This window comes from Geodermatophilus sp. TF02-6 (genome assembly GCF_003319115.1).
Taxonomy (GTDB): domain Bacteria; phylum Actinomycetota; class Actinomycetes; order Mycobacteriales; family Geodermatophilaceae; genus Geodermatophilus.
The window spans coordinates 1-23,634 of sequence record NZ_QOHF01000006.1; the positions used below are offsets into that span (position 1 = coordinate 1).

20 protein-coding genes and 1 pseudogene are annotated in these 23,634 nt (G+C 75.0%); 7 read left to right on the plus strand and 14 right to left on the minus strand.

The genetic code is table 11. The annotated features are described in order from the left end of the window. Window positions 1-278: 278 nt before the first annotated feature. Window positions 279-929: a maleylpyruvate isomerase family mycothiol-dependent enzyme gene (locus DQ238_RS07080; protein WP_113780600.1), complete on the minus strand. Its 651-nt coding sequence runs from the start codon at window positions 927-929 to the stop codon at window positions 279-281. Between the two features lie 509 nt (window positions 930-1,438). Then, window positions 1,439-2,650, minus strand: a complete 1,212-nt coding sequence (locus tag DQ238_RS07090) for an HNH endonuclease signature motif containing protein (protein ID WP_113780602.1) — start codon at window positions 2,648-2,650, stop codon at window positions 1,439-1,441. Between the two features lie 239 nt (window positions 2,651-2,889). Between DQ238_RS07090 and DQ238_RS07095 the strand changes: the two are divergent. Then, window positions 2,890-3,585, plus strand: a pseudogene (locus DQ238_RS07095) (NADPH-dependent F420 reductase); the annotation flags it as partial. A 344-nt stretch (window positions 3,586-3,929) separates the two neighbouring features. Here DQ238_RS07095 and DQ238_RS07100 read toward each other — a convergent pair. Beyond that, window positions 3,930-5,201 carry a competence/damage-inducible protein A gene (locus tag DQ238_RS07100; RefSeq protein WP_113780604.1) on the minus strand — a complete coding sequence of 424 codons (1,272 nt, stop codon included), beginning with the start codon at window positions 5,199-5,201 and terminating at the stop codon, window positions 3,930-3,932. A gap of 110 nt (window positions 5,202-5,311) precedes the next feature. Between DQ238_RS07100 and DQ238_RS07105 the strand changes: the two genes are divergently transcribed. Continuing rightward, a complete protein-coding gene (locus tag DQ238_RS07105) occupies window positions 5,312-6,139 on the plus strand; it encodes a hypothetical protein (protein ID WP_113780605.1) in 828 nt (275 codons plus the stop codon). 71 nt (window positions 6,140-6,210) lie between these two features. On the opposite strand, the gene DQ238_RS07110 is transcribed toward DQ238_RS07105, so the two are convergent. The 5 genes from DQ238_RS07110 to efeU all read right to left on the minus strand — a co-directional run bounded on the left by DQ238_RS07110 (window position 6,211) and on the right by efeU (window position 13,018). Continuing rightward, the gene (locus DQ238_RS07110; RefSeq protein WP_233495784.1) at window positions 6,211-7,686 is read right to left on the minus strand and encodes a serine/threonine-protein kinase; all 1,476 of its coding nucleotides are present in this window, start codon (window positions 7,684-7,686) and stop codon (window positions 6,211-6,213) included. A gap of 101 nt (window positions 7,687-7,787) precedes the next feature. After that, window positions 7,788-9,440: a serine/threonine protein kinase gene (locus DQ238_RS07115; protein ID WP_113780606.1), complete on the minus strand. Its 1,653-nt coding sequence runs from the start codon at window positions 9,438-9,440 to the stop codon at window positions 7,788-7,790. Between the two features lie 203 nt (window positions 9,441-9,643). After that, on the minus strand, window positions 9,644-10,945 hold the full coding sequence (gene efeB, locus DQ238_RS07120) for an iron uptake transporter deferrochelatase/peroxidase subunit (protein WP_113780607.1): 1,302 nt from the start codon (window positions 10,943-10,945) through the stop codon (window positions 9,644-9,646). 17 nt (window positions 10,946-10,962) lie between these two features. After that, window positions 10,963-12,132 carry an iron uptake system protein EfeO gene (gene efeO / locus DQ238_RS07125; RefSeq protein WP_113780608.1) on the minus strand — a complete coding sequence of 390 codons (1,170 nt, stop codon included), beginning with the start codon at window positions 12,130-12,132 and terminating at the stop codon, window positions 10,963-10,965. Beyond that, a complete protein-coding gene (efeU, locus tag DQ238_RS07130; RefSeq protein ID WP_113780609.1) occupies window positions 12,119-13,018 on the minus strand; it encodes an iron uptake transporter permease EfeU in 900 nt (299 codons plus the stop codon). The genes efeO and efeU overlap by 14 nt, the downstream gene beginning before the upstream one ends. A gap of 236 nt (window positions 13,019-13,254) precedes the next feature. Between efeU and DQ238_RS07135 the strand changes: the two genes are divergently transcribed. From DQ238_RS07135 to DQ238_RS07145, 3 genes are all read left to right on the plus strand, one after another. Then, complete coding sequence (locus DQ238_RS07135) at window positions 13,255-14,253, plus strand: cyclase family protein (RefSeq protein ID WP_113780610.1); 999 nt, start codon at window positions 13,255-13,257, stop codon at window positions 14,251-14,253. A gap of 7 nt (window positions 14,254-14,260) precedes the next feature. Beyond that, entirely contained in the window at window positions 14,261-15,922 is a 1,662-nt protein-coding gene (locus DQ238_RS07140; RefSeq protein ID WP_113780611.1) for an AMP-binding protein, read from the plus strand. Between the two features lie 141 nt (window positions 15,923-16,063). Next, window positions 16,064-16,840, plus strand: coding sequence for an enoyl-CoA hydratase-related protein (locus DQ238_RS07145; RefSeq protein ID WP_113780749.1), 777 nt, complete (start codon window positions 16,064-16,066; stop codon window positions 16,838-16,840). Window positions 16,841-16,964: 124 nt separating this feature from the next. Here the strand turns inward: DQ238_RS07145 and DQ238_RS07150 are convergent, their stop codons facing one another. Next, window positions 16,965-17,213, minus strand: coding sequence for a hypothetical protein (locus DQ238_RS07150; protein WP_113780612.1), 249 nt, complete (start codon window positions 17,211-17,213; stop codon window positions 16,965-16,967). A 99-nt stretch (window positions 17,214-17,312) separates the two neighbouring features. On the opposite strand from DQ238_RS07150, the gene DQ238_RS07155 reads away from it, so the two are divergent. Beyond that, complete coding sequence (locus DQ238_RS07155; RefSeq protein ID WP_113780613.1) at window positions 17,313-17,951, plus strand: MBL fold metallo-hydrolase; 639 nt, start codon at window positions 17,313-17,315, stop codon at window positions 17,949-17,951. A gap of 19 nt (window positions 17,952-17,970) precedes the next feature. Here the strand turns inward: DQ238_RS07155 and DQ238_RS07160 are convergent, their stop codons facing one another. From DQ238_RS07160 to DQ238_RS07170, 3 genes are all read right to left on the minus strand, one after another. Continuing rightward, window positions 17,971-18,240, minus strand: a complete 270-nt coding sequence (locus DQ238_RS07160; RefSeq protein WP_199506180.1) for a GlsB/YeaQ/YmgE family stress response membrane protein — start codon at window positions 18,238-18,240, stop codon at window positions 17,971-17,973. A 107-nt stretch (window positions 18,241-18,347) separates the two neighbouring features. Continuing rightward, window positions 18,348-18,824 (minus strand): SRPBCC domain-containing protein, encoded by a 477-nt coding sequence (locus tag DQ238_RS07165; protein ID WP_113780614.1) that lies wholly within the window; start codon window positions 18,822-18,824, stop codon window positions 18,348-18,350. 168 nt (window positions 18,825-18,992) lie between these two features. Then, entirely contained in the window at window positions 18,993-19,733 is a 741-nt protein-coding gene (locus DQ238_RS07170) for a GntR family transcriptional regulator (RefSeq protein ID WP_233495785.1), read from the minus strand. Between the two features lie 157 nt (window positions 19,734-19,890). Between DQ238_RS07170 and DQ238_RS07175 the strand changes: the two genes are divergently transcribed. Beyond that, window positions 19,891-20,538: a TetR/AcrR family transcriptional regulator gene (locus DQ238_RS07175; protein ID WP_158550727.1), complete on the plus strand. Its 648-nt coding sequence runs from the start codon at window positions 19,891-19,893 to the stop codon at window positions 20,536-20,538. A gap of 62 nt (window positions 20,539-20,600) precedes the next feature. On the opposite strand, the gene DQ238_RS07180 is transcribed toward DQ238_RS07175, so the two are convergent. Together DQ238_RS07180 and DQ238_RS07185 are read right to left on the minus strand one after the other, a co-directional pair. After that, on the minus strand, window positions 20,601-21,839 hold the full coding sequence (locus DQ238_RS07180) for a metallophosphoesterase (RefSeq protein WP_233495786.1): 1,239 nt from the start codon (window positions 21,837-21,839) through the stop codon (window positions 20,601-20,603). Between the two features lie 166 nt (window positions 21,840-22,005). Then, window positions 22,006-23,568, minus strand: a complete 1,563-nt coding sequence (locus DQ238_RS07185) for a CYTH and CHAD domain-containing protein (RefSeq protein ID WP_113780617.1) — start codon at window positions 23,566-23,568, stop codon at window positions 22,006-22,008. Window positions 23,569-23,634: the final 66 nt, after the last annotated feature.

Sequence of the window (23,634 nt, forward strand, 5' to 3'; positions counted from 1 at the left end):
CAGGAACCCGACACCGCGACCACCTGCCGTCCCCGACCCGCGCCGAGCCCTCCACACCCGTTCCTGCTCGGGGAGCCTCCGGCCCCCGCTCCCAGGAACCCGACACCGCGACCACCTGCCGTCCCCGACCCGCGCCGAGCCCTCCACACCCGTTCCTGCTCGGGGAGCCTCCGGCCCCCGCTCCCAGGAACCCGACACCGCGACCACCTGCCGTCCCCGGCCCGCGCCGAGCCCGACGCCCGTTCCCGCGAGCCCGCCGCGGGTGACGGGTCGGCCGCTCAACCCAGGCGCTCGGCCACGACCGCGGTCCCGGGCCCGGCGAGCGCATCCAGGCCGGCGCGTCGTCCCGCCGCCACCAGCAGCAGGTCGACGTCGGGCCCGCGCAACTCGGCGCCGTCGCCGAGGGTCCACCCGGTGTCGGTCGAGACCAGCCGCACCCCCGACAGCCGCCGCGGCCCGCCCATGAACCTGTTCCTGGCGACGTAGGCGAGGCAGGCCGCCACCACCTCCGGCGGCGAGACGTAGCGCCGGCCCAGGGGCCGGGCGACGTCCTGACCGTGGACAACCAGGTCCATGAGCGGATCCACCGGGGTGCTGCCGGGGAACCTCCGCGTGGAGTCGGCGCTCTCGCGCAGCTGCGCGACCAACTCGGCGGTGGTGTACGCCGCCGCCCGTTGCGCCGCGAGAGCGACTTCCATCCGGTCGAAGCTGCCGCGCGCCCGCACCGCCGCCCGCAGCAGCCGCGGCACGGTCAACCTGGTCGTGACCGTGAGGTGGGCGATGACGTCGCGCACCGTCCAGGCGGCGCACAGCGACGGCGTCGCCCACTGCTCGTCGGTGAGGTCGGCGACGGAGTCGGCGAGGCGGCGCCGTTCGGTGGAGACCGCCTCGTCGACGGCGGCGCGGGAGAGGGCAGGTAGGGCGTTCATCACCTCATGGACCCCACCCGGCCCGCGTACTCATCGGTCGTCACCAGGCCTCTCGCGGCTGCCAGTCCTCCGACCTCCGCAACACCCCATGGCGCAGCGGCTGCCGACCGACCCTGCACCTCGGTGGGCACCGCGCCCCCACGCGCTCTGTGGCGTCGTGCCCCACACGGAGGCGCGCGCCGAACCCGATCACCATGGCCACCCAGGCGGTGGTGGTGACGGTGAGGACGAGGTGGGTGAGGGTCTCCCGCGCCAGGCCACCGCGCACGAGAGTGGTCGGGCTCGCGTGCCGCTCGAGCCAGTCGTCGGACGCCGTCCCGGGGGATGCACCGAGGGCGATGGTCCAGGGAGCAGCCCGTGACCGACGGGGCTGCCCGTCCGGGCAGGTAACCGGGCAGGTAACACTGCCTCGACTGGTCCGCACGAGCACGGACTGCAGGCAGCTGCCCGGCCGTCGCTCCGCCGGTTCCCCGGTTCCACGTGGAACGGGTGATGCTGCCTGTGCGGTGTCAGGCTGCGGCGAGGTGCTCGGGTCCGCTGCGGATCTCGGTGCCATCCGGCCGCCAGGTACGCCATCGCCCGTCGGGTTGTCGCTCCACCCGGAACCCGTGGTGCACTTTCGTGTGGTGCCGCTCGCACAGCAGCGCGGCGTTGTCCAGGTCGGTCTCCCCACCCAGGGCCCACTCCAGCAGATGGTGCACGTCGCACCACCAGGTCGGCGCCCCGCAGCCGGTGAACACGCACCCACCGTCGCGCACCTCCGCCGCGCGCCGGACGTGCGGCGGGAACAGCCGCATGCTGCGGCCGTGGTCCAGCGGCATCCCCTCGGGGCCCATGACGATGCGGGTGACCTGCCCGTCGGAGGCCAGCCACCGCGCCCGGGCGGCGGAGATCACCGCACCGAATCCCATCTCGCCGGCGCCGGAGCCGACGTTCGGGTCGGCCAGGTCCTCGATGCCGATCGTGACGATCACCTGCGGCTTGTGCCCGCGCAGGATGGGCAGGGTGCCGGCGGCCAGGGCCAGATCGCCCAGCTGCACCAGCGCGTCGCCCTGCTGCTGGGACCGGGTGCGCTCATCCCCGGCGCAGCGGCCGGCCTGCACCAGCGACTCCAGCGCGGCTTGCAGCTTCTCTCCGCCGACGGCGTCCAGATCACCGCGGAAGCTGATCGAGCCGTCCGCGTGCTTGGCGATGGTCAGCCGCCGGCCCTCGGTCGGGTCGGGCTCGGGCCCGTCGGGGTCGAGCCCGGCCAGGTAGTGGTGCACCGCCTGGCCCAGGGTCCGGTACAGCTGGGTGGCGGCCACGGTGGTGAGCGCCGCGTCGACCTCGGCCAGCTCCACCTGCTGCCCGGCGGCGCGCTCGAGGTTCTCCGGCGTGACCACCGGCGCGACCACCGCGACCTGGTCGGCGGTCACCGCCCCGGCGGCGAACGCCGCGGCCAGGGCCGGCAGGTGCTCGATCGCCCGCCCGGCGCGGACCACCCGCCCGGCCTCAGCCGGGGACAGGTGGGCGTGCCCGCGCAGCCAGGACGGCATGGTCTTGAGCCCGTCGTGCTCGCAGGACTGGCGGGTGTCGGCGGCGCGGACGGTGCGGGCCAGCTCGGCGTCGATCCGGTTGCGCAGTCGCACCAGCTCCGCGGTGCGCTCCAGCAGCTCGCCGTCGCCGAGCGCGTGCAGGTCATCGGTGACCAGGGCGTCCAGCCCCGACGACAGCTCGCCCACGACACCTCCCACACCTCGAACGAGTGTTCTGAGTCTACTGCGGAGAAGGCTGCCCTACACCGTGAACCCGCAGCTCAACAGCCTGCACACAGATCAGCGAGAGGACTTGACGTCACGCTCCCGACAGCCCACGGCAACCATCGCCTGGCCGTGCACCCAGAGCTTCAGCGGCGCTCGCACCACCGTTCACCCACCGGCGCACCACCGGCCGGGAATGCCTCTCCTGGTCCGGTGTTGCGGCTCACATGACGACCATCGGGCTCATCGGCAGCGGCAACATCGGCAGCACCGTCGCCCGGCTGGCGGTCGACGCCGGCCACGACGTGGTGCTCAGCAACAGTCGTGGACCCGAGACCCTCGGTGAGCTCGTGGACCAGCTCGGACCGCACGCACGAGCGGCCACCGCGGCCGAGGCCGCCGCGGCCGGCGACATCGTCGTGGTGACGATCCCGCTGAAGGCCTACCGGGAGGTGCCGGTCGAGCCGCTGCGCGGCAAGGTGGTCATCGACACCGAGAACTACTACCCGCAGCGCGACGGGCACATCGCCGAGCTCGACGCCGAGTCGACGACGACCAGCGAGCTGCTCCAGGCCCACCTGCCGGAGTCGCACGTGGTGAAGGCGTTCAACAACATCTACTTCGGCCACCTCGCCAGCCTGGCGCGCCCGGCGGGCGACCCGGAGCGTTCCGTGCTCCCGATCGCCGGCGATGACGAGGCTGCCAAGCGGACGGTGGCGGAGTTCCTCGACTCGATCGGGTACGACACCTACGACGTCGGCCCGCTCTCGGAGGGCTGGCGGTACCAGCGCGACACCGCGGCGTACGTCACCCCCTACACGGTTCCGGGCACGGAGTTCCCCGGCCCCGCACACCAGGCCACCGCGGACCTGTTGACGGAGAAGCTGGACGCAGCCGTGCGCTACCGCGACATGTGAGGCCCGAACCGAGGGGCGGACCAGGCAGCCGAGTGCCAGCCGCGCCAGCGGGGCGTACCCGAGCACGAGCGGCGCAGGCCTGCGGGGGCGCAACGTGCTGCCGCCGTCCGGACCGTCACCCACCCGGTGCGGCAGCCGGACCCGCGGCGGCCCGGCGTGCACCGTCCACGGCCACTGCCGGGCGGCCTCGTCGACACCGTCCACCTCGAAGGGCGCCCCGGGCCGAGCGGCGGCGCGCCTCCCACCCCTTGCTGGCGAAGTCGATCATCGGCAGCCGGCTGCTCGACACGCGGCGGTGGGGCACGACCGGATGCCGATGATCGACGCGAGGTGGGCGACGGCCGTCAGGCCGGGGGCCCACCGAGCAGCAGCTGCCGCAGCATGTGCATCGCCAAGGTCACCGACCGGTGCCGCACCGCCGACCGCGAGCCGGGCAGCACCACCGAGCGCGGCTGGCGCCCGTCCGGGCCGACCGCGCACAGGTGGACGGTGCCGACCGGCTTGTCCGGCGTCCCGCCCCCGGGTCCGGCGATGCCGGTGATGCCGACGCCCACGTCGGCGCCGAACCGCTCCCGCGCCCCCTCGGCCAGCGCCGCGGCGACCGGGGTGCTCACCGCGCCGTGCTCGGCCAGCACGTCCGCGGGGACGCCGGCCAACGCCTCCTTGGCCGAGTTCGCGTACGAGGCCACCCCGCCGAGCACCCAGGCCGACGACCCGGCCCGCTCGGTCAGCCGGGCCACCAGCAGCCCGCCGGTGCAGGACTCCGCGGTCGCGATCGTCAGCCGCCGCGAGGCGAACGCCTCCGCGACCAGGTCGTCGATGGTGGGGCCGGTGGAGAACAGCTGCGCGCCGTGCGCCTGGCGCAGGACGCCGACCAGCTCGTCGTAGACCGGCTGCGCCGCGGGACCGAAACGGCTGACGATCTCCAGCTCGCCGTCGCGCAGGCAGGTGGTGATCTCCAGGCCGGGGAACTCGTGCTCCCGCAGCGTCGCGGCCAGCTGCGACTCCAGCGTCCCCCACAGCCGAACCGTCTCCTGCCGGAGCTCGGCCCGCCCGGCCAGCGCCCGCTGCACCGGCTCGGCGGCGAGCGCGGCCGGCCACATGCCCTGCAGCTCCGCCGGCGGGCCGGGGAGCACCAGCACGACCGGCCCGCCGCGCCCTTCCGCCGGGGGGACGACGAGACCGGGTGCGGTCCCGACCGGCGGCAGCACCGTGGCACCCGCCGGCACCATCGCCTGCTTGCGGACGCCGGCGGCGGTGGCCTCCGGGTCGGCGCGCCAGCCCCGGCCGTCCATGAGTCCCTCGACGATCGCGGCGATCTCGCGCTCCAGCGCCGGGTCGACCGACGACGGCCGGCCTTGCACCTCGCCCACGGTCTCCGCGGTCAGGTCGTCGGCGGTGGGACCGAGCCCGCCGGTGGTGACGACGACGTCCTCGCCGGCCAGGAACCGCAGCGCGGCCCGCAGGTCGTCGGGCCGGTCGCCCACCACCACGACGCTGCCGACGTCCACCCCGGACCGCCGCAGCTGCTCGGCCACCCAGGGACCGTTGCGGTCGGTCACCCGGCCGGTGAGCACCTCGGTCCCGGTGACGACGATCCCTGCGCGCACGGCCACCCGGCCGACCCTAGTGAGCCGACCGCTCCTCCGCGTTTCCTGCCGGGCCCGCGAGCAGCCCGCCGATAGCGTGCCGGAGACGGACCGGTCCGTCGGGCGAGGAGGAAACCGTGACGCAGCAGACCACCAGCCCCCAGCCGCCCGCACCGCAGGACGAGGTCGACCCCGGCACCCCGGGCGTCCGGATCGCGGCCGCCGGAGCCACTGCGGCCGGCACCCGGCAGCTGCCCGGGACCGGGCCCGCCGCGGACGGGGTCGCGCCGACCGGCCCGGTGGACTTCGTCCCCGGCCTGTCCGGCCCGGGCACCCCGCCACCGCCCCCGGCAGCCGCCCCGAGACCCGCGCAGGCCGCGTACCCCACGGAGACCCCGAGGTCTCCGGAGAGCCCGAGGCCTCCGGAGGCTCCGAGCCCCACGACGGCCCCGAGCCCCACGACGGCCCCGGCGTCCGCGGAGGCTCCCCAGCGCACCGGGACCCCCAAACGCACCGGGACCCCCAAGCGCACCGAGGGCCCCAAGCGCACGGTGACCCCATCGGCCGCGGCCACGCCGCGCCGGACACGGACCCGGCGCACCCCGCAGGAGCGGGCGGCGCTGCTCGGCACCGGCCTGGCCGTCCTCTGCCTGGTCCTGCTCCAGCTGGGCCTGGCGCTGTCCTCCGGGGACGACGCCCTGTGGGTGACGGTGCCGCTGTGGTCGGCGTTCGCCACCCTCACCGCCCTGCTCGGGCTGCTGCCGTCCGCCGGCCGGTTCCTCCCCGCCGCCCGGCTGCGCCCGGACGCCACCTGGCGGGTCGCCGCCGGCGGGCTGACCGGCCTGGCGGTCTTCTGGGTGCTCGTCGTGCTGCCGCGGGTCGACAGCGACCGCGGGTTCGTCCTCACCGCCGCGCTGGCCGCCCTGGGCGCCGCGCTGTGGGTCGCCCCGGCCCGTCGCGCCTGACCGGCGCCCGCCGACGGCGGAGCCCGGCCGGCACCCGCCGCGGCCGACCGGCGCCGCGGCCGGCCGCGGAGTCAGCCGCGGCCGTTCTCCCGGCCGTTCCCGTTCTCGACGTCGTCGCCCGCGGTCCCCGAACCGATGCCGGTGCTGCGCCCGACCCACGGGGGGACGGCCCCGCTCACCCCGGCGCCGACCTCGACCCGGCCCCACGGGACCTCGACGGTCACCTGCGGCGGGACCCACGACGGCGCCGCGGGGGTCTCGGGGGCGGCCGGCTCCGGAGTGACCGGAGTGGCCGGGGCCACCGCGACGGTGAGCGTCACGAGGTCGCCGGGAGCGAGCGCGCCGACCGGCCCCAGGCCGGTGACCTGCCCGGCGAGGACGTCGGACCGCTCCTCGGTCACCCGCTGCACCCGCAGGCCGAGCGCGGCCAGCGCGGACTCGACTTCGTCGACCGGGCGGCCGATGTGGTCCGCGGCGGTGACCAGCACGGGAGCGGCCGTCGGCTGCGTCGGCGTGCCGGTCTCGGCCACGGCCACCGGCGTCTGCCCGCCCGTGTTGCCGGTGAGCTGCAGGGCGGCGACCGCGATGCCGGCCCCGGCCAGCAGGGCGGCCAGCGGCACCAGCAGCCGGCGGCGGGCCCCGGGCCGGAGCGCGCCGGCGGGCAGGAGCGCCGTGGGTGGCGGGAGCGGCGGCAGGGGGCGCCCGGCACGGACGTCGTCCACGGCGGCCCGCACGGCCGCGCCGTCGGCGAAGCGCTGCGCGGGGTCCTTGACCATGGTCCGGGCCACGAGGGTCCGCACCGGGCCGGGGACGTCGTCGGGCAGCGGGTCGGGCTCGTCGCGGATCTGGGCGAGGGCGATCTGCACCGGGCCCTCGCCGTCGAACGCCCGCCGGCCGGTCAGGCACTCGTAGCCGATCACGCCCAACGCGTACACGTCGCTGGCCGGACCGGCCTTCTGCCCCGCGGCCTGCTCCGGCGACAGGTAGTGCGCGGTGCCCACCACCTGGCCGGTGCGGGTGAGCGGCACGCTGGAGGCCGACCAGGCGATGCCGAAGTCGGTGATCTTCACGACCCCGTCGGGGCGGACCAGGATGTTGCCGGGCTTGACGTCGCGGTGCACCACCCCGGCGGCGTGCGCCACGGCCAGCGCGGCGGCGGTCTGGCCGACGACGGCGAGCGTCCGGTCCGGGTCCAGCCGGCCCTCGCGCGCCAGCAGCGCCGACAGCGGCTCGCCCTCGACCAGCTCCATCACCAGGTAGGCGAGGGTCTCCCCGCTGCCGTCGTCGGCGACGACCTCGCCGTAGTCGTGCAGGTCGGCGATGTTCGGGTGCACCAGCCGCGCGGTGTGCTGGGCCTCGGCGCGGAAGCGGGCGCGGAAGGTCGGGTCACCGGTGAACTCGCTGCGCAGCACCTTGACCGCGACCGGGCGGCCGAGCAGCACGTCGGTGCCGCGCCAGACCTGCCCCATGCCGCCGGTGGCGATGAGGCAGTGCAGTGCGTAACGGCCGGCGAGCGTACGGCTCCCCCGATCGACCACCTGCGCCACCCGCTCCCCCTGTCGGCGGTCGTCCCAGCAGCTCCCAGGGTGCCACCACGGGGAGCGCCAGGCACCCCGCTCCCGCACGCCCGCGCCGTCCGGGGAGCGGCTCAGCCCCGGTCCCAGCCCCGGTCGCCGTCCGCCGGCGGATGGGGCTCCTCCCCCGCCGGCCCCGACGGCACCGGGACCGACGGCACGGGGATCGGCGGCGTACCGGTCGGGGACCCGGTGGTCGCCTCCGGCTCGGACGTCGGGCTCGGCTCGGACGTCGTCGGGGACGCCTGCGTGGTCGCCGGCGCGGTCGGCGTCGGCGGAACGGACGGCGGGGGAGGAGCCGGTGCCACCGCGGACGTCGAGGGCGCCGCGGTCGGCGCCGGCGTCGTCGTCCGCGCCTCCTGCTGCGGCTGCGGCCGGGTGGTGGAGGCAGCCCGCCCGGAGTCGCCGGTGGCCGTCGCCGCAGCACGGCCCGGCGTCGAGGAGGCCGGAGGAGCCACGGCGAACGCCACCTGCACCGGGTCGCCGGCGGCCAGCCGGGCCCCGACCGGGTCGACGCCGGTGACCAGGCCCGGTACCGCGTCGGGGATGACCTGCTCCTGGCGCTGCACGACCAGCCCGAGCGCGGACAGCGAGAGCGCCACCTCGTCGACCGGCCGGCCGACGTAGTCCTCGGCCGTCAGCACGATTCCCGCGTCGTCGGTCCGGGCGGCGACCACGGTCGGGCTCTCGGGGTCGCCGGAGACGGCCGCGAACACGCCTGCGGCGGCACCGGCCCCGAGCAGCAGCGTCGCCAGCGGCACGAGGACGGCGGCCAGGCCGCGCCGTCGCGGCGCCGGTGGGCTGCTGACCCGCGGAGCCGGGGGTTCGCCGGCCGGCGGCCCCGGCCGGACGGGGACGGTGAGCGTGGGGGCCGGCTCGGCCAGCGGGCGGCCGGCGCGGACGTCGTCGATCACGGCCGCGAACGCCGCGCCGTCGGGGATCCGCGCCGCGGGGTCCTTGACCAGCGCCCGGCGGATCAGCGTGCGCACACCCCGGGGCAGCTCGTCGGGCAGCGGGGGCGGGTCCTCGCGCACCTGCTTGAGCGCGACCGTGACGGGGTTGTCGCCGGCGAAGGCCGGGGAGCCGGTCAGGCACTCGTAGCCGACCAGGCCCAGGGCGTACACGTCGCTGGCCGGCCCCGCGTGGGAGCCCTCGGCGACCTCCGGGGCGAGGTACTGCGGGGTACCGATGACGTGGCCGGTGCGGGTGAGCGGCACGCTGCCGGCCGACCAGGCGATGCCGAAGTCGGTGATCTCCACGCTGCCGTCGGGGCGGACCAGGATGTTGCCGGGCTTGACGTCGCGGTGCACCAGCCCGAGGCGGTGGGCCTCGGCCAGCGCCGCGGCGGCCTGCTCGAGCAGCGACAGGGTGGTCGCCGGGTCCAGCCGGCCCTCCCGCCGCAGCAGCGCCGACAGCGGCTCGCCCTCGACCAGCTCCATCACCAGGTAGGCGAGGGTCTCCCCGCTACCGTCGGTGGCCTCGGTCTCGCCGTAGTCGAAGACCGCCGCGATGTTCGGGTGGGAGAGCGCGGCGGCGTGCTGGGCCTCGGCGCGGAAGCGGGCGCGGAAGGTCGGGTCGCCGGTGTACTCGCTGCGCAGCACCTTGACCGCGACCGGCCGGCCGAGCAGCACGTCGGTGCCGCGCCACACCTGCCCCATGCCGCCGGCGGCGATCAACTCGGACAGCTCGTAGCGCCCGCCCAGGTTGCGCCTGCCCGGCTCCACCACGGTGGCTCACTCCTCGCCTGCTGCGACCCGGCCGTCGGTCCTCGGCCCCGGGCGCCGGTGCCCTGAGGGGTGTGGATGTCCCGCGGCGGGTGTGGCTACACATGCCCCGGGCGCTCGCCCGCCGGCCTTGCCCGTCCGCTCACGGCACGGCCGGGACCCCGGTCGCCGTCCATGGTCCCAGGCCCCGGGCGGGGTGTGCGGGTCTACGCGAAGAGGGTCCGGCCCCACCAGTCGTCGTCGCCGCGGATCCCCGGCGGGCAGGCGAAGACCGCCGAGGAGGTGTGCCGGATGTACTCGTTCATCGCGTCGTGGCGCAGGTTGCGCTGCACCTGGACGAAGCCGGTCTCCGGGTTCTTCTGGAAGGCGATGAAGAACAGCCCGGCGTCGAGCCGGCCGAGACCGTCGGAGCCGTCGACGAAGCTGTAGCCGCGCCGCAGGATCGCCGTCCCGGAGTTGGTGGGGTGGGCGAGGAACACGTGCGACGTCTCGGGGATGGCGAACTCGCCGTCCACCTGCTCGGTGAAGTCGACCGGGTCGAACTCGGCGCGCTGGCCCAGCGGGGCGCCGGTGCCCTTGGTGCGGCCGACGACCTGCTCCTGCTCGCGCAGCGAGGAGGTGTCCCACGGCTCGATGAGCATCCGGATCCGCCGGGTGACCAGGTAGCTGCCGCCGGCCAGCCAGGGGGCTCCCTGCGAGGCGGCGTCGTCGTCGCCCACCCAGACGAACTGGTCCAGCGCGTTGGCCGCCTCGGCCTTGAGGTTGTCGGTGCCGTCCTTGAAGCCGAAGAGGTTGCGCGGGGTGGCCTGCCCGGTCGTGGTGGACGACGTCCGGCCGAAGCCCAGCTGCGACCAGCGGACGCTCACCACGCCGGCGCCCAGCCGGACCAGGTTGCGGACGGCGTGCACCGCGACCTGCGGGTCGTTGGCGCAGGCCTGGACGCACAGGTCGCCGCCGCTGATCGCCGAGTCGAGCTGGTCGCCGGGGAAGGAGGGCAGCTCTCCCAGCGGCGCCGGACGGCGGGCGGCCAGGCCGAAGCGGTCGGTGCCGTCGGCGGTGGTGAACAGCGTCGGGCCGAAGCCGACGGTCAGGGTCAGCCCGGACGGCGGCAGGCCGATCGCCTCGCCGGTGTCGTCCGGCGGGGCGTACGGGCCGCCGTCCACCGCGCCGACCGGTCCGGCGTCCTGCCCGGCGGTCATCCGCCGTGCCGCCGCCGTCCAGGCCTGCAGCAGCTCGACCAGGTCGTCGCGGCTGTCGGTGGTGACGTCGAAGGCGACGAAGTGCAGCCGGTCCTGCGCGGGGGTGACGATGCCGGCCTGGTGCTCGCCGGTGAACGCCACCGCGTCGGTGGGCGCCGGTCCGGGGGTCGCCGGCGCGTCGTCGGCCGTGGCGCGGCCGATCGCGCCCCCGGCGGCGCCGGCGGCGAGCACCCCCGCCGCGCCCGCGCCGGCCAGGCCGAACAGCCGCCGCCGGGACAGGCCCCGGCCGGGGGACGTCGGTTCGCTCATGACCACTCCCCTGCTGGTCAACGGTCGGCGACGACCGCGGCGACCTGGCTGACCGACTCGGTGAGCGCGGTGACGCGGTCGGACAGGCCGCGCAGCTGCTCCTGGGTGAGCTGGTCGTAGAGCACCCAGCCGTCGCCGGAGCGGTACTGCTCCAGCTCGGCCTGCGTGGCCGCGAAGCGCTCGTCGATCTGGACGACCAGCTCCGGGTCGGCCTCCTCGAGGTAGGGGCGCAGTGCCTGGACGGCGGCCTCGGAGCCCTCGAGGTTGGCGGCGAAGTCCCACAGGTCGGTGTGCGAGTAGCGCTCCTCCTCGCCGGTGATCTTGCCGGTGGCGATCTCGTCGAGCAGCGCCTTGGCTCCGTTCGCCAGCTGCAGCGGGTCGAGGGTGACCTGGTCGGCCCGGTCGACGACCTGCTGCACGTTGGTCAGCAGCTGGTCGGCGTACGGGCCCATGCCCTCGGTGGTGCCGCCGACCCACAGCGCCTGCTCGATGCGGTGGTAGCCGGTGAAGTCCTGGCCCGGCTCCTGGTCGCCCTCCCGCCCGTCGATCAGCGGGTCGAGGTCGCCGAAGCTCTCGGCCACCGGCTCGATCCGCTCCCAGTAGGTGCGGGCCACCGGGTAGAGGGCCTTGGCGCCCTCGACGTCCCCGGCCGTGACGGCGTCCACGAAGGCGGTGGTCTGCTCCAGCAGCGCACCGGTCTGGCTCTGCACGTAGCGCTGGTAGTCCGTGCCGGCCTGGGCGAGGGTCTGGTCCTCCGACAGCTGCACCGCCTCGCCGGTGACGGTCAGGGCCGAGCGGATGCCGTCGCCGACCATGCCCGGCTTGCAGGTGGCCTGGTAGTCGCCGGCCGGCAGCTGCACCAGCAGCTCGCGGGTCAGCCCGGGGGCGATGTTCTCCACCTCGCCCATGACCCGGTCGCCCGCGGCGTAGACGTAGAACTCGGTGACCTCGCTGCCGGTGTTGGTCACCTGGAACGAGTGGGTGCCCGCGGGCAGCTCGGTCTCGGCGACGTCGCAGGTGTCGTCGGTGGCGGCCACCGTGACGCTGTCGGCGGCCGCGCCGTCGGAGGAGGCGGCACCGGGCCCGGAGTCGCCGCCGCAGGCGGTGACGGTCACCGCCGCGAGCAGGCCGGTGGCGAGAAAGGGCAGGCGACGGCTGTGGGGCAGGTGACGGCTACGCACGGACATGCGAGGAGGTCTCCGGCTTCGAGGGGGTCCCCGGCACGGCGGCGCCGGGGGACGACGGGGTGGCGGCGGGCCGGCGGGCCGGCCAGAGGAAGGCGGTGAGGACGGGGACGACGTAGGCGACCCAGGCGACCGTCTCCAGGACGGTGGGGGCCGGGGTGATGTTGAACATCCCGGCGAGCGCCGCGCCGTACCAGCTGTTCGGGTCGAGCACGCCGGAGACGTCGAACGCCAGATCGTGCAGGCCGGGCAGGACGCCGGCCTCCTGGAGGTCGTGGACGCCGTACTTGAAGATGCCGGCGGCGACGAAGATCAGCAGCACGCCGCTGACGGTGAAGAACGTCGACAGGTTCACCCGGATCGCGCCGGCGTAGAGGCCGACGCCGAGCAGGACGGCGCTCACCACGCCCGCGCTGATCCCGATCAGCGGCGCCGCGGTGGTCGTGGCGCCCTGCGCGGCGGCGTAGAACAGCAGCGCCGTCTCCAGGCCCTCGCGGACGACGGAGAGAAGGGCGACCCCGGCGACGGCCAGGGCGCCCAGGCCGAGGGCGTGCTCCAGCTGGCCGGTGAGCTCACCCTTGAGCCGGCGGGCGGTGCGCCGCATCCAGAAGATCATCCAGGTGACCAGGACGACGGCCAGCAGCGAGGTGATCGCCTCGAACAGCTCGCGCGACCGGGAGTCGGCCAGCAGCGACGTCTCCGTGTAGGTGAGCAGCGCCCCGAACAGCACCGACAGCGCGACGGCGAGGGCGACACCGGCCCACAGCGGCACCAGCTGGCGGCGGCGGCCGGACTTCACCAGGTAGGCCACTAGGATGCTGACCACGAGCGTGGCCTCGAGCCCCTCGCGGAGTCCGATCAGGTAGCTGGCGAGGAACGCACGGTCCATGGCGGGACCCCCTCTGCGACACGGGAGGACCCTGCGACGGCGCCGTAGGGCAGCCTCACCTTACTCACGAGTCTCGGGAGCACCAGGCAGGTTCCCCGGACCCGGTGGCGACGACGGTGTCGCGCGCTGCGCGGCGACCGCTTGCCAGGTCCGACGGTGGACTGTGACGGTGGACACCCCGGCGCCCGTCCTGGTCCGCCGGACACCCCTCGACGCCGAGAGGACGGTCCTCCCCCATGACCAACGCCGCCGAGCAGGCCGAGGAGAAGGCCCCCACCCCGCCCACCGCGGTCCCCGACATGACCGAGGTCCTCGCCGACGCCCCCACCAACTGGGGCAAGTGGGGACCGGACGACGAGCTGGGATCGCTGAACTACCTGACCGCCGAGGAGGTCATGCGCGGCATCCAGCACGTCAAGCAGGGCAAGGTGTTCACCCTGCAGCGGCTGATCGGCGACCCCAAGGGCGACCCGGTGTGGCCCGGCCGCTCGCCGGCCGAGCGCACGATGATCCTCGACGAGTCCTCCTGGGACTCCCCGGACGCCCCGCAGTTCCCCGGCGGCCTGCACTACGCCGACGACAAGATCAACGCCTTCCTGCAGGGGTCCACGCAGTACGACGCGCTCGGCCACGTCTGGTACGACGGCAAGATCTGGAACGGCTACGACGCCCGCACCACGGTCGGCGGCCTCGCCAAGGCCAGCGTCGAGCCGATCGCCCGCAAGGGCATCGTCGGCCGCGGCATCCTGCTCGACGTGGCCCGCTTCCGCGGCAAGCCGTACCTGGACAAGGGCGAGACCTTCACCCACGAGGACCTCATGGCCTGCGCCGAGGCCCAGGGCACGCAGATCGAGAAGCGCGACGTCCTGCTGATCCGCACCAACTTCCTGCAGCTGTTCTTCGACCAGGGCGAGGCGTTCTTCGAGGGCTTCAACGAGCCCGGCCTGGTCTACAGCCCCGAGCTGGTGCGCTGGTTCCAGGAGATGGAGATCCCCAACCTGACCACCGACACCATCGCCAACGAGGTCACCTACGACCCCAACAACGGCACCGCGCTGCCGCTGCACTGCGCGCTCATGCGCAACCTGGGGGTCACCCTCAGCGAGATCGCCGACCTGGAGGAGCTCGCCGAGGACTGCGCCTCCGACCGGCAGTACACCTTCCTCTACGCCGCCGCGCCGCTGAAGGTCCGCGAGGCCAGCGGCGCCCCCGTCAACCCGCTGGCGATCAAGTGAGCCGACCGTGACGACCTACACCGACCGGCCGTGGCTGGCCCTCTACGAGGAGAGCCAGCCGGCCGACTACGACATCGAGTTCGCCAACGCGCTCGACGTGTTCCGTGCCGGGGTCGCGCGGGACCCCGACGGCGATGCCCTGGAGTACTTCGACGGGATCATCCGCCGCCAGGAGCTCGACGAGCTCAGCGACGCGCTGGCCGCGGGGCTGCTCGCCAACGGCTTCTCGGCCGGCGACCGCCTCGCCGTGTACCTGCAGAACGTCCCCCAGTTCGTCATCGCGATGGTGGCGACCTGGAAGGCCGGCGGCATCATGGTCTCGATCAACCCGATGAGCCGGCAGCGGGAGCTGTCCTACCTGCTGAAGGACTCGGGTGCGACCGTCCTGGTCTCGTTGGAGGCGCTCCACGACCAGGTCGCGCGGGAGGTCCTGCCCGACACCGACGTGCGCCTGGTCCTCACCACCAGCGAGCTGGAGTTCCAGACCCGCGACGACGAGCGGCTCTTCGCCGGGGTGCGCCGTCAGCGGTACGAGGGCACGGTGGACTTCCTGGAGTTCATCGAGGAGCACCGCGGGCAGGTGCCACCGCCGGTCGAGCTGGCGCCCGACGACGTCGCGTTCCTGACCTACACCTCGGGGACGACCGGCGTCCCCAAGGGCGCGATGAACACCCACCGGAACGTGGTGTTCACCGCGCAGGTCTACCGGGACTGGGTGCGCGCGGGGCGGGACGGCGCGATCTTCGGCATCGCCCCGCTGTTCCACATCACCGGGCTCATCGGGCACATCGCGGTGAGCCTGCTCGTCCCGGCTCCCCTGATCCTCGCCTACCGGTTCGAGCCGCAGGTGGTCCTCGACGCCCTCCTCGAGCACCGGCCGGCGTTCACCATCGGCGCCATCACGGCGTTCAACGCCCTGCTCGGCGCGCCGGGCTTCACCAGGGACCACTTCTCCTCGTTCACCTCCGTGTACTCCGGGGGTGCGGCGATCTCGCCGACGGCCGAGAAGGCGTTCCTCGAGGCCACGGGCATGCAGGTGCACAACGCCTACGGCCTGACCGAGACCACCTCGCCGATGACCGTGACGCCGTTCGGCTCGCCGTCGCCGGTCGACCCGACCTCGGGAGCACTGTCGGTCGGGGTGCCGGCGCCCAACACCGTCGTCCGCATCCAGGACGACGACGGGAAGGACCTGCCGCTGGGCGAGGTCGGCGAGATCGTCGCCGACGGGCCGCAGGTCGTCGCCGGCTACTGGGGCAAACCGGAGGAGACGGCCGCCAACCTGCCCGGTGGGGCGCTCAAGAGCGGCGACGTCGGCTTCATGAGCCCCGAGGGCTGGGTCTTCATCGTCGACCGCAAGAAGGACATGATCAACGCCTCGGGGTACAAGGTCTGGCCGCGGGAGGTCGAGGACGTCCTCGCCGAGCACCCGGCCGTGCGCGAGTCCGCGGTCGTCGGCGTACCGGACGAGAAGCGCGGCGAGACGGTGAAGGCCTACGTCAGCACCAAGGCAGGCGCCGAGGTCACGCCGGAGGAGCTCATCGCGCACTGCAAGGAGCGCATGGCCGCCTACAAGTACCCGAGACAGATCGAGCTCATCGACGAGCTGCCCAAGACGGTCACCGGCAAGATCCTCCGCCGGGAGTTGCGGGACCAGCCCGCCGGCTGACCCCGGCCGCGCTCCGGGATGATCAGCTGAGCTGGTCGTGCAGGGTCCTGGCTCACCGTCGACCGTGAGCCAGGACCCTCTGCGGTGAGCCAGGACGCGCTGCGGCGAGCCAGGACGACGAGAGAGAGTGAGGTGGCGATCGTGCCCGAGACCGTGACCCGCGAGGACGTCGGCGGGGTCGCCACGATCACCATGCTGCGCGCGGGGCTCACCCACGAGTCGCGCCGCGAGCTGACCGACGTCGTCCGGCAGGTGGGCGCCGACGAGTCGGTGCGGGCGGTCGTGCTCACCGGCACCGGACGGGCCTTCTGCGTGGGCCAGGACCTCGGCCAGCACGTCGAGGCCCTGCGGGGGGACGCCGCGACGTCGCTGGCGGTGGTCGAGGAGGAGTACAACCCGCTGGTGCTGGCGTTGGCCGCGCTGCGGGTGCCGGTGGTCGTGGGGGTCAACGGGGCCTGCGCCGGGGCCGGTCTGGGCCTCGCGCTCGCCGGAGACCTGCGGGTGGCCGCGGCCGGCGCCAAGTTCACGACCGCGTTCGCCGGCATCGGGCTGTCCAGTGACTCGGGGCTGGCCTCCCGGTTGGTGCACTGCGTCGGCGGCTCCCGGGCCGCCGAGCTGCTGCTGCTGCCCGAGCCGTTCCTGGCCGAGTCCGCCGCCTCGTGGGGGCTGGTGCACCGGGTCGTCGAGCCCGAGCGGGTGCTGCCCGAGGCGCAGGTGCTGGGCGCCCGGCTGGCCGCCGGCCCCACCGCCGCCTATCGGGCGATCAAGACCGTGCTGGCCACCGCGGCCACCGACTCGCTCGAGGACACCCTGGCCCTGGAGGCCCGGCTGCAGACCGAGCTGGGCCGCACCGCCGACCACCGCGAGGCGGTCGAGGCGTTCCTGGAGAAGCGCACGCCGCGGTTCACCGGGCACTGAAGAAGGCCCCCGCCGGGCCCTGTCCCCGGCCCCACCTTGAGCCTCCGAAGGGTGGAGCAAGGAACCCCTTGCCCCCCACCGCTCGCACGCTCGTGGCGGGACCCTGCAAGGGGGCCGGGGGTCCTCACCGGGTCAGGACGGCGCAGGCCGGGCAGACGTCGCGGGTCGGCGTCGGCCAGGGCTGGTCGACGTCGATCCGGGCCAGGGAACCACAGACGGTGAGCTCGCAGGCGCCGTCGACCTCGGCGGTCGGGCGGTGCACCTCGACGGCGTGCCAGAGCGCGGTGGTCGGACCGTGGGCGCGGCTGCGGGCGGCGACGAGGGCGGGGGCGGAAGCGAGGGCGGGGGCCGAAGCGAGGGCGGAGGTGCGCATGGACCGAGTCGTCGGCACGCCGGCGCCCGCGGCACAGAGCCGGCAGCGGCGCCCTCCCCCTCATGGGTGAGCCGGCGCCGGCGGGGGCAGGATGCGGTCATGGAGCTGACCAAGCACGGCCACGCCTGCGTCGTCCTCAGCGAGGGTGAGCGGCGGCTGGTCATCGACCCCGGCGTCTACACCGACCCGGCGGCGCTGACCGGCGCCAGCGCGGTCCTGGTGACCCACGAGCACCCCGACCACCTCGCGCCGGACGTGCTGCGCGCGGCGCTGGACGCCGACCCCGGCCTCGAGGTGTGGACCAACGGCTCGGTGGCGAAGCAGCTCGACGGCCCGGCCGGGCGGGTGCACGTGCTGGGGGACGGCGACGCGGTGACCGTCGCCGGCTTCGACGTCCACGTGCACGGCGAGCTGCACGCGGTTATCCACCCGGAGATCCCACGGATCCCCAACATCGGTTTCCTGGTCGACGGCACGGTGTTCCACCCGGGCGATGCCCTGACCGTGCCCAGCGAGCCGGTGAGCACGCTGCTCCTGCCCATGCACGCCCCGTGGTCGAAGACCGCCGAACTCATCGACTACGTCCGGGCCGTGGACGCCGACCAGGCGTACGCCGTCCACGACGGGATGCTCAACGACGCCGGCCTGAAGACCGTCACCGGCCTGCTGGGTGAGCGGGGCCCGGGCACGCCGACGCCGTTCTCCCGGCTGGCCCCGGGGGACTCGGTCGAGCTCTGAGCCCCCCGGGTGCCGCGGATCAGCGGACGGCGCGGTTGCGGCCGCCCGACAGGCCCTCGGCGACGCCGATCAGCAGCACGGCGGCGATGACGGCGACGATGAAGCCGAGCACGTTGAGCTCGAAGATGTTCCCGGTTCCGAGCCAGCTGGCGATCACGCCACCGATCAGTGCGCCGACGATGCCCAGCAGCAGCGTGGCGAGGATGCTCAGCCGCTGCTTGCCCGGCTTGATCAGGCGCGCCAGCGCCCCGATGATCAGGCCGACCACGATGAGACCGAGGATCTGCACGGTTTTCTCCCTTGCACTCGCGGGGCGCCCCCGACGGTACCCCGGCCGGGATGGCCGATACCCCAAGATCACCCCGGCACACCTACCGGTCCCCGGATCAGGTGAGGTCAGCCCGCCGGCAGCTGGTCGACGTGCTGGGGGAGCCTGTCGAGCTCGCCGTCCACCGTGCGGCGCACCAGCTGCCGCACGCCGCTGCGCACCAGCCGCCGGGCCAGCCGGCCACCGGTACGCGGCTCGTGGGTCACGGTGATGGTCACCCGGGTGGCGCCCGGTCCGGCGTCGGCCAGCTCGATCGTCGTCGTCCAGGTCTCGGGGACCAGCTCCAACCGGGTGGTGACCCGCCGGCGCGGCTCCCACTCGACGATCTCGCCCTGCGCCGCGCCGGTCGGCGGCTCGGCACCGTCGTCCAGGTGGCCGGGCACGCAGACGAACCGGGTGCCCCGGCCGGGCGCGCCGGCGCCGTCCACCAGGTAGGAGACGTCGCACACCGCGCAGTACGGGGCGATGACCGCGAGCGCCTCCCACACCCGGGCCCGGTCGGAGGGCACCTCGCGGGTGCCGCTGGCGCTGACCGGCTGGGGCATCGGACCTCCGGGAGCTGGGGACGGCGGCGCTCCCGACGGTAGACCGCCGCGGGCGGCCCCCCTGCAGGTGGAAGGACCCCGTCCCCCTCACCGCTCGCAAGCTCGCGGCGAGCCTCTGAACGGGGCCTGGCGCGAGCTCGCGAGCGGCGGGGGGCAGGGGGTCCTTCGTCACCGACCGCCGACGGAGACCTCGAACTCGACCTGGCTGACGTCGGGCCGCAGGCGGGAGAAGCTGTGCACCAGGGGGTGGCCGCCGCTGTCGCGGACCGTCGTCCGGACGACCAGCAGCGGGGAGCCGGCGACCACGCGCAGCAGCTCGGCCTCGTCCGGGGCCGCGGTGCCGACGTCGACGACGATCCGGGCGTGCGCGAGGTCGGCGGAGTACTCCCGGCGCAGGAACTCGTACAGGGAGCCCTCGCTGAGGTCGGCCACCGCCGCCTTCGGGTAGCGGTCCACGGGCAGGAAGCTGTGCGCGACGTGGTTGGGCGCGCCGTCGACGCTGCGCAGCCGGACCAGCTCGACGACGTCGGTCGCCGCTTCGAGGCCCAGCTCGGCGGCGACCGGCGGCTGGACCGGGACGATCCGCTGGGTGAGCACGGTGGTGCCGACCTGCGCGCCTTGCTCGGTCATCACCGAGCTCCAGCCGGCGATGCGGTGCACGAAGCTCTCGCGGTACTCGTGGCGGATCGCCGGGCGGGTCACGTAGGTGCCCCGTCCCTGCTCGCGCACCAGGTGGCCGTCGGCCACCAGCCCGTCGACGGCCCGGCGCAGGGTGATCCGGCTGACCCCGTACTCCGTGCACAGCACCGGCTCGGGGGGCAGCAGGGTGTGCTCGGGCAACGCGGACACCCGGCGGCGCAGGTGCTCGCGGACCGAGAGGTACTTCGGTCCCGACACGGCGCTGGTCACGACGGCAAAGGTACTGGACACGGTAGACGTCTGGTCATCTCAGACGTCTGTCCCACCCGGCCGGGCGGCCGACCGGCGCGGGCTCGACGCGCGGATCCGCCGACGACCACACATCATGTGGCGGCGTCCCGACGTCCGCTCCGAGGACATGGCAGGTGTGACCGAAGGGACGCCGCAGCCCACCGTCGCGCCGCCGTCCCCGGCCGGCGCGCCCGGGGAGGGGAGGCAGCAGAGCGTGTCGCCGGACCACCGTGCCCGCCGTCGTGCGCAGACCCGCCGGCGCATCTACCGCGCGGCGCTGCAGCTGTTCGAGGAGCGGGGCTACGAGAAGGTGACCACCGGCGAGATCGCGGCCGCGGCGGGGGTGTCGGTCCCGACGTTCTACGACCACTTCCCCGGCAAGGAGCACCTGGTCATGGCGCTGCCGGAACCCGGCGACGTGGACGCCCTGCTCGCACGGCAGCCGGCCGACCTCCCGCTCGGCGAGCGGGTGCGCCGGGCGCTGCTCACCGTCGTCGGCGGGCTCGAGGGCGAGCGGCGCTCCGACGTCCTGGCCCGGTGGCGGATCGTCGTGACCACACCCGGGCTGCGCTACCGGGCAGCCGAGTTCGAGCGGACGACCGCGCAGATGTTCCTCGACTCCCTGGGCCTGGGCGGGAGCGGGGGCTCCCCTGCGGCGCAGGTGGTGGTCACCGCCCACCTCGCCGCCTACACGCAGGCCCTGCTGCGGTGGGCGGAGTCCGACGGAGAACGGCCGCTGGAGGAGGTCGCCCGGGAGGTCATGGACGCCCTGCGCGGGCTCTGAGAGAGGACCCCCTCCTCCCCACCCCTCGCTCCGCTCGGGGCGGTGCCCTCGAGGGGGCCGCGTCAGGGCGCGCGCAGCTCGACGACGGCGATCTCGGGGCGGGCCCCGATCCGCATCGGCGGGCCCCAGAAGCCGGCGCCGGTGGTGACGTAGAGCTGGGTCCTCCCCACCCGGGACAGCCCCTGCACGGCCGGCTGGTCCAGGCGCACCGCGTAGTCGAAGGGCCACAGCTGCCCGCCGTGCGTGTGGCCGGACAGCTGCAGGCCCACCCCCGCGGCGTGCGCCTGCTCCACCATCACCGGTTGGTGGGCCAGCAGCACCACCGGGACGGCGTCGTCGCGGCCGTCGAGCGCGGCGTCGAGGTCGGCGCCGTGGCCGGGCACGCCCGAGCCGGCCGCCGTCCGGTCGTCGATGCCGGCGAGGTCGAACGAGGCGCCACCGCGCGAGATCGGCACCCGCTCGTTGCGCAGCACCCGGACGCCGAGCGTGGGCAGGTGCGCGAGCCACGCGGCCGTGTCGACGAAGTACTCGTGGTTGCCGGTGACGAAGTAGACGCCCTGCCTGCTCACCAGGTCGGCGAGCGGGGCGACCTCCTCCCGCAGGTCGGCGACGTCGCCGTCGACCAGGTCGCCGACGATCGCCACGACGTCCGGCCGCTGGGCGTTGACCATGTCGACCAGCCGCTCGAACCGCCGTCCGCCGTAGGTGGCGGACAGGTGGCCGTCGGAGAAGGTGACGATCCGCAGGCCGTCCAGGGCCGGGTCCAGCCCCGGCAGGACGATCGGCACCCGGCGGACGACGGGGGCGGCGTTGGCCAGGTACACGCCGGTGCCGGCCGTCCCCAGCGCGACCGCCCCCGCGGTGACGGCGAGCCCGCGGGCGAGGAACAGCCGGCGGGAGGCCGTGGCCGGGACATCGCCGTCCCGCCGGACAGCACCGCGGTCTGCCGTCCCCCCGTCGCGCGGAGCCCTCCGGGACCCACTCGGGACGACGGCGTCGGCTGCGACCGTCGGGACCGCGGTCGGCTCCGGGTCCGGGCTGCGGCGGGTCCACCGCCACAGGAGCAGACGAACCGGCTCGAGGACCAGCAGCGCGAGGAACGCGTAGAAGGCCGTCCCCAGCCAGGTGAAGCCGATCCAGTCCAGCGCTCGGGTCGCCGGGGAGACGTCCCCGCGCAGCACCACCGCGGCGGCCGGGAGGACGGCGAGGACGACGGTCAGCGCGCTCAGCAGCCGGCGTGCCCGCCCGCGCCGGGTGGTGCTGCGGACCAGCCGCCACCACAGGTAGCCGTGCAGCAGCACCAGCGCGAGCAGGACGACGGTGGCGAACCCCAGGAGGCCGATCAGGGACAGCGGGAGGACCTCCTTGCCCCACCATGGAAGGACCCCGTCCTACCCATCCTCCACAAGCTCAGGGCGGTGCCCGGGACGGGGCCGGCGGCGGGACCCGGCAGGAGCGGGGGCTCCCTCAGGCTAGCGAGGCGACCGCCTTGACCGCGCGGCGCAGGTCGGGTTCCAGGGTCCAGAACTCCGCCTCGGCCGCGTCGGCGCGGGCCTCCTCCAGGCCGTGCAGCCGACCGTAGGTCCAGGCGTTCTCCCCCGCGGCGAAGGCGGCCCGGCCCACGCGGACGGTGGTGTCCCGGGTGACAACGGTGTCCTGGGCGGCGCCCAGCACGTCCTGCACCCGCTTCGTGCACGCGACGAGCGCGGCGGCGGGCTCCCCGAACTCCGACTCGGCGACCTCGGCGGTGTAACGCACCCGCTTGGCGGCCTTGCGGACCTCGTGCAGGGCGGCGTGCCGGTCGGCGCCCTCGGCCTCCCGAGCGGTCCGGACCGTCCGGCGCAGCCGCTTGCCGGTGCGGCGGACGGCGTCGGCCAGCTGTGGGTGCGCCGGGGCGGCGGCGAGCTCGGTCACCGGCGGGTCGGCGAGCAGGGCGTCGAGGGCGTCGAGCAGCTGCAGGTAGCGCCGGTCGGTGAGGGTGCGGGTGACCCGGCGGCCGCCGGCCTGGTGGTCCCTGGCCTCGGTCTGCTGCAGCCGGGTGGCGACCGGGCCGAGGACGAGCTCGGGCGGCTGGGCGGCCACGAGCTCGCGCAGGTGCTCCAGCGCCACCTCGGTGTCCCGCGCGCCGGACAGCTGCGCGCCCACCCACCGCAGCTCGTCGCGCAGCGGGTCGGTGTGCTCGCGCGCGAGGACGGGGCGGAACGCGGCGAGGATGCTGCGCAGCCGGCGGCAGGCCACGCGCAGGTCGTGGACGCCCTCGGGCTGTCCGGTGCGCACCGCCAGGTCGGCTCTGCGCAGCGCGGTGAGCTGGGTCGCCACCGCACCGAGGACGACGTCGCCGGCCGAGCGGACCGGGGCCTTCCTGCCCTTCTTCCCCGGAGCGGGTTCGTCGGACGGGGTGTCAGCGGGAGCCGCCGGCGCCGGCAGCCGCCCGTCGAGCACCCGGCCGACCTTCGACGGGACGGTGGACACCCGCGCCCCGGCCGCGACCAGACGCTCGGTGACGGCGTCCAGCAGCGCCTCGTCGCCGTCGACCAGCTCGACCTCGACCTCCCGCCAGCTGGTCACCGTGGCCGGCTCGCCGGGGTCGGGAGGCAGCGCGGTGCCGAGGACGGCGTCGTCGGCCACCTCGGCCAGCACGCGACCGGCGTCGTCCAGGAGCCGGTGCACCAGGCGACGGGTGCGGATGGTGGCCACCGGCGCCGTGGTGGCGGTGCCGAGCAGGCCGAGGACGGGGGCGACGACGGCCTTCGGCGCCGTGCGGGCCGCACGCCCGGGTGGCTGGTGCAGCTCCCGGCGGGCGCCGGCCGAGGCGGGCAGCTTGACGTGCCAGCCGGCGTCGGCGCCGCCGGTACGCCGGCGCAGCGTCACCCGCGAGCGCAGCAGCCGCAGGTCGGGGGTGTCGTAGTAGGTGGCCTCGAGCGTCTGCTCCTCCGGAGCGGCGACGGCGGCGAGGTCGCCGAGGTCGGGCAGGGCGAAGGACTCCTCGGCCTCGAACTTCCGCTCGATCTCCACGTGCTCGGTGCTCACACTCGATCACGGTAGGGCAGGCAGCGGCTGGTCAGCACGCCGTCGCACGCCGTCCGGCGCCATGTT

What these genes read in the sequence shown, in the direction of transcription:
- DQ238_RS07080 (WP_113780600.1), bottom strand. Translation starts at nt 929, where the DNA reads ATGAACGCCCTACCTGCCCTCTCCCGCGCCGCCGTCGACGAGGCGGTC.
- efeB (WP_113780607.1), bottom strand. Translation starts at nt 10,945, where the DNA reads ATGAGCGAACCGACGTCCCCCGGCCGGGGCCTGTCCCGGCGGCGGCTG.
- efeO (WP_113780608.1), bottom strand. Translation starts at nt 12,132, where the DNA reads ATGTCCGTGCGTAGCCGTCACCTGCCCCACAGCCGTCGCCTGCCCTTT.
- efeU (WP_113780609.1), bottom strand. Translation starts at nt 13,018, where the DNA reads ATGGACCGTGCGTTCCTCGCCAGCTACCTGATCGGACTCCGCGAGGGG.
- DQ238_RS07135 (WP_113780610.1), top strand. Translation starts at nt 13,255, where the DNA reads ATGACCAACGCCGCCGAGCAGGCCGAGGAGAAGGCCCCCACCCCGCCC.
- DQ238_RS07150 (WP_113780612.1), bottom strand. Translation starts at nt 17,213, where the DNA reads ATGCGCACCTCCGCCCTCGCTTCGGCCCCCGCCCTCGCTTCCGCCCCC.
- DQ238_RS07155 (WP_113780613.1), top strand. Translation starts at nt 17,313, where the DNA reads ATGGAGCTGACCAAGCACGGCCACGCCTGCGTCGTCCTCAGCGAGGGT.
- DQ238_RS07165 (WP_113780614.1), bottom strand. Translation starts at nt 18,824, where the DNA reads ATGCCCCAGCCGGTCAGCGCCAGCGGCACCCGCGAGGTGCCCTCCGAC.